5 protein-coding genes are annotated in these 4049 nt (G+C 72.4%); 3 read left to right on the forward strand and 2 right to left on the reverse strand.

Translation table 11 applies throughout. From position 1 onward, the window contains the following. Window positions 1-66 precede the first annotated feature (66 nt). Genes queC through AB7U92_RS23185 form a run of 3 tightly spaced genes read left to right on the forward strand, consistent with a single transcriptional unit; the run spans window position 67 to window position 2133 of the window. A complete protein-coding gene (queC, locus tag AB7U92_RS23175; protein ID WP_428582551.1) occupies window positions 67-768 on the forward strand; it encodes a 7-cyano-7-deazaguanine synthase QueC in 702 nt (233 codons plus the stop codon). A 28-nt stretch (window positions 769-796) separates the two neighbouring features. Then, window positions 797-1300, forward strand: a complete 504-nt coding sequence (locus AB7U92_RS23180; protein WP_428582553.1) for a LemA family protein — start codon at window positions 797-799, stop codon at window positions 1298-1300. Between the two features lie 20 nt (window positions 1301-1320). Continuing rightward, window positions 1321-2133, forward strand: coding sequence for a hypothetical protein (locus AB7U92_RS23185; RefSeq protein ID WP_428582555.1), 813 nt, complete (start codon window positions 1321-1323; stop codon window positions 2131-2133). Between the two features lie 51 nt (window positions 2134-2184). On the opposite strand, the gene AB7U92_RS23190 is transcribed toward AB7U92_RS23185, so the two are convergent. Together AB7U92_RS23190 and AB7U92_RS23195 are read right to left on the reverse strand one after the other, a co-directional pair. Continuing rightward, complete coding sequence (locus AB7U92_RS23190) at window positions 2185-2997, reverse strand: carbon-nitrogen hydrolase family protein (protein WP_428582557.1); 813 nt, start codon at window positions 2995-2997, stop codon at window positions 2185-2187. Beyond that, window positions 2994-4049, reverse strand: a 1056-nt coding sequence (locus tag AB7U92_RS23195; protein WP_428582559.1) for a YhdP family protein, incomplete at its 5' end; no start/stop codon positions are given. The genes AB7U92_RS23195 and AB7U92_RS23190, both read right to left, overlap by 4 nt.

Genomic DNA, 4049 nt, shown 5'->3' on the forward strand with positions numbered 1-4049 from the left:
GCCTCACCTCGATGAAGTGGGTGGTGCTCGGCCAGGGCGAAGTCCGAACCTGACGCACGCCTTGACATGAAGGACGAGCGCCGCGCCCTCGTGCTGTTTTCCGGCGGGCAGGACTCCACCGTCTGCCTGGCCTGGGCGCTGAACCGCTTCCGGGTCGTCGAGACCATCGGCTTCGACTACGGCCAGCGGCACGAGGTCGAACTCGAGTGCCGGCCGAAGGTGCGCGAGCAGATCCGCGCGCAGTTCCCGAAGTGGGGCAAGCGGCTCGGCGACGATCACCTGCTCGACCTGGCGCTGCTCGGCCAGATCTCCGACACCGCGCTCACCCAGCAGCGCGAGATCGAGATGAGCGACAGCGGCCTGCCCAACACCTTCGTGCCCGGGCGCAACCTGCTGTTCCTCACCTTCGCCGCGACGGTGGCCTACCGGCGCGGGCTCAATGTGCTGGTCGGTGGCATGTGCGAGACTGATTTCTCCGGCTACCCCGACTGCCGCGACAACACCCTCAAGGCGCTGCAGGTGGCGCTCAGCCTCGGGCTGGATGCGCCGATGACGATCGAGACGCCGCTGATGTGGTACGACAAGGCGCAGACCTGGGCACTGACCGAGCGGCTCGGTGGCGAGGCTTTGATCGACCTGGTGGCCGAGCACACCCACACCTGCTACATGGGCGACCGCTCGCGCCGCCACGAGTGGGGCTACGGCTGCGGCCTGTGCCCGGCCTGCGACCTGCGCCGCGCGGGCTACAACGCCTGGGTGCACGCCTGAGGCGGCTGCGCGCCGGCACCGACGAGCGATGAACGGCCAGACGCTGCTGATCGCGCTCACCGCCGCGGTGCTGGTGTTCTGGTCGGTCGGCGCCTACAACCGGCTGGTCGGCCTGCGCAACGAGCTGCTGCGCTGCTTCGCCCCGGTGGACGAGCAGTTCCGCGCCCGTCAGGCCCTGCTGCAGCGCTGGGCCGATGCCGCGGACGGGGCCGACCCCGCCGTGCTGGAGAGCTTTCGTGCCGCCTGCCGGCAGGCCGAAGCGGCCTGCGCCCACGTGCGCGCCAGCCCGGCCCGCGCCGGCACGCTGACCAGCCTGCGCCTGGCGGAGGACATCCTGGCCGGGGCGCGTGAGCGGCTGCCCGCCGGCACCGACGAGGCGCTCGCCGCCGCGCTGGGCGAAGCGGACACCACGCTGGCGTTCGCACGCCGCCAGTTCAACGAAGCGGCGCACGCATACAACCGCGCCGTGTCACAGTTCCCGACCTGGGTCCTGGCCGGCCTCTTCGGATTCCGAAAGGCGGGCACACTCTAGGGATGTCCGAGGCACGCGTCATGACCGGCAAGGTCACACCCGCTCTGTCCGGCCCGTCGCTCACCGTCCGCGAGGTCGAGGCGATGGACCGGATCGACCGCGTGCGCGGCATCGGCGGCATGAAGGCCGCTCTGCTGGCGCTGATGCTCTCGCCGGCCCTGCCGGGCCGGCTGCGCATCTGGCAAGAGGAAACGGCGGTGGTGCCGGAAGCGGAGGCGATCCGCGCCGACGTCGACCTGCTCGGGCCCACGACCCGTCTGCCCTGGTTCGAACTGCTGCTGGCGCGCATGGGCGCCTCGCCGCTGCCCGACCGCCAGGCCATGCTGCGCTCGGCGCGCCGCGTTCTCGGTCCGCCCGGGCTGCCGATCGACCGGCTGATGTGGCTGGCCATGCGCCGCCACTTCGGCGAGCACGTGCCCACCCGCGCGCATGGCCCCAACGACCCCGAGATCTCCCGGCTCGTGATCGCCGACGTGCTGCACGTGGCCCACTTCACGGCGCACCTGGCGCGCATGGTGCCGAGCTCCGACCCGGCGGCCGGCCAGGCCTGGTACCAGGTGGTGATGTCGCGCTGGCTCAAGCCGGCGGAGACGCCGCCCTGGCAGCGCCCCGACGTCGATGCGCTGGTTCACGCACTCAACGGGCTGCAGGCGATGTCGTGGATGCAGCGGCCCCAGGTGGTGCGCACCTGGGTGGCGGCCGCCTTGCAGACCTCGCAGGGCCGCTTGCTCGACAACGGCGCCGCCGATGCGCTGCGCCTGAGCTCGCTCCTGCTCGATTCGCCGATGCCGCCCGACCTGGCGCGGCTGTACGCCGAGATCGATCCCGATTGAGTGGTGCACCCGGCGCTGGGGTACCAGCGCCGGCCGGCTGGCGCGGCTTGCCTAGCAGCGCCGGTGCGCCAGCGCCGGCAGTTGGCCGCGCACCTCGGCGATGCGAGCCGGTTCCAGTTCGGCCAGCACGACACCCTCGCCTTCCGGCCGCACGGCGAGCACCTCACCCCAGGGGTCGACAATCATGCTGTGGCCCCAGGTGCGCCGGCCGTTCTCGTGGCGGCCGCCCTGCGCCGGCGCGATCACGTAGCACTGGTTCTCCACTGCGCGCGTGCGCAGCAGCAGCTCCCAGTGCGCCTGCCCGGTGGTGTAGGTGAAGGCCGCAGGCACGCTCAGCAGATCGCACGGCGGCGTCATCAGGGCGCGATAGAGCTCGGGGAAGCGCAGGTCGTAGCACACGCTCAGGCCCACGCGCAGCGCACCGGCCTGGAAAGCCACCGGCGTCGTGCCGGCGTGGATGGCGCGGCCTTCGTCGTAGCTCTCGCGCGTGCCGCCGGCCTCGCGCTCGAAGCGGAACAGGTGGATCTTGTCGTAGCGTGCCGCGGCCGAGCCGTCCGGCGCGAAGACGCAGCAGCTGTTGAGCACGCGCTGCGGGTCGGGGCTCTTCATCGGCAAGGTGCCGCCGATCACCCACACGCCGTGCGCCGCCGCCGTCTCGGACAGCATGCGCTGGATGGGGCCCTGGCCCGGTGTCTCGGCGATCGCCAGCTTGTCGGTGTCGGCACGGCCCATGTAGCAGAAGTACTCGGGCAGCGCGACGAGTTGCGCGCCTTCGGCCGCCGCCTGCGCGATCAGCCGGCGTGCGGCGTCGAGGTTGGTCTGCAGGCTGGTGCCCGAGACCATCTGGAGGGCGGCGATCTTCATGGCGTGCTCCGTGTCGGCTCCTGCGCCGATGCGCGCGGCGGCGCCGCCACCGGCGCATCCAGCGGCGGCGGCGTGTCGGCGGGCTGGCGTTCGATCCTCTCCACCTTCGGGTCGGCCCACGGGCCGCTGACGTGGAACTCGCGCGTGCCGGCCTCGGTGAGCGGGCGGCGCAGGAAGATCTGCGCGAGGAAGGTGCCCAGCCCCACGGCCGGGTTGATCGCGGCATAGGCGAGCGAGGCCGTGCCGGCGTTGATCTCCGGGACCACGACCACGCGCAGGTCCTGCGTCTCGCGGGCGATGTCGGCCTGGCCTTCCATCAGCACCACGGCCTGCACGCCGCGCATGCGCAGGTTGTTGGTGCTGGCCACGCCGTTGGTGATCTTGAGGTCGCCGGTCAGCGCATCGAAGGCGAAGCCCTCCTGGAAGACGTCGCGGAAGTCGAGCACCAGGCGGCGCGGCAGCGCCTGCAGGCTGAGCACCCCGAGCAGCCTCGCCGCGCCCGGCTCGGCCTTGAGGAACTGGCCGGCGTCGACGGCCACGGCCACGTCGCCCGACAGCGTGGGATAGTCCAGCGACAGCGGCGAGCCCAGCCACGACACCTGCCCGGAGAGCTGGCCCTTGCCACCGCGCACGGCCTTGCCAGTTCCCAGCCGCTCGAGCAGCGCGCCGGCGTCGGCGATGTCGAGCCTGAAGTCGAGCACCGCGCGCCGGCGCACGCTCGAGGCGGCGCCGGGCACCGTCATGAAGGTGCCGCCGATCTCCGACCACTGCCCGCTGCCGACCAGCTGCGCCTCGGGCGTGATCAGCGCGAGGCGGCTGAGCCGCCACTCCCGTCGCGCCTCGCGACCCTGGCCGACGACGCGGTTGGCGGCGTCGACCTCGACGCGGCCGAGCCGCTTGCCGCGCAGCTCGAAGTCCTCGACCACGATGTCCAGCGAGGGCACGGTGGTGGGCTGCTGCTGGTCGAGCAGCGTCTCCACCTGCGCGACGTCGCCCTTGGGCAGCGACAGCCGGGCCAGCCGGGCGTACACGCGCCCGGCCGCCTGCCCCGA

This window comes from Piscinibacter sp. (genome assembly GCF_050175855.1).
In the GTDB taxonomy this organism is placed as follows: Bacteria; Pseudomonadota; Gammaproteobacteria; order Burkholderiales; family Burkholderiaceae_C; genus Piscinibacter.

Bases quoted from the DNA above. Each gene is read 5' to 3' on its own strand.
- AB7U92_RS23185 (WP_428582555.1), top strand. From the start codon at position 1,321: ATGACCGGCAAGGTCACACCCGCTCTGTCCGGCCCGTCGCTCACCGTC.
- queC (WP_428582551.1), top strand. From the start codon at position 67: ATGAAGGACGAGCGCCGCGCCCTCGTGCTGTTTTCCGGCGGGCAGGAC.
- AB7U92_RS23180 (WP_428582553.1), top strand. From the start codon at position 797: ATGAACGGCCAGACGCTGCTGATCGCGCTCACCGCCGCGGTGCTGGTG.
- AB7U92_RS23190 (WP_428582557.1), bottom strand. From the start codon at position 2,997: ATGAAGATCGCCGCCCTCCAGATGGTCTCGGGCACCAGCCTGCAGACC.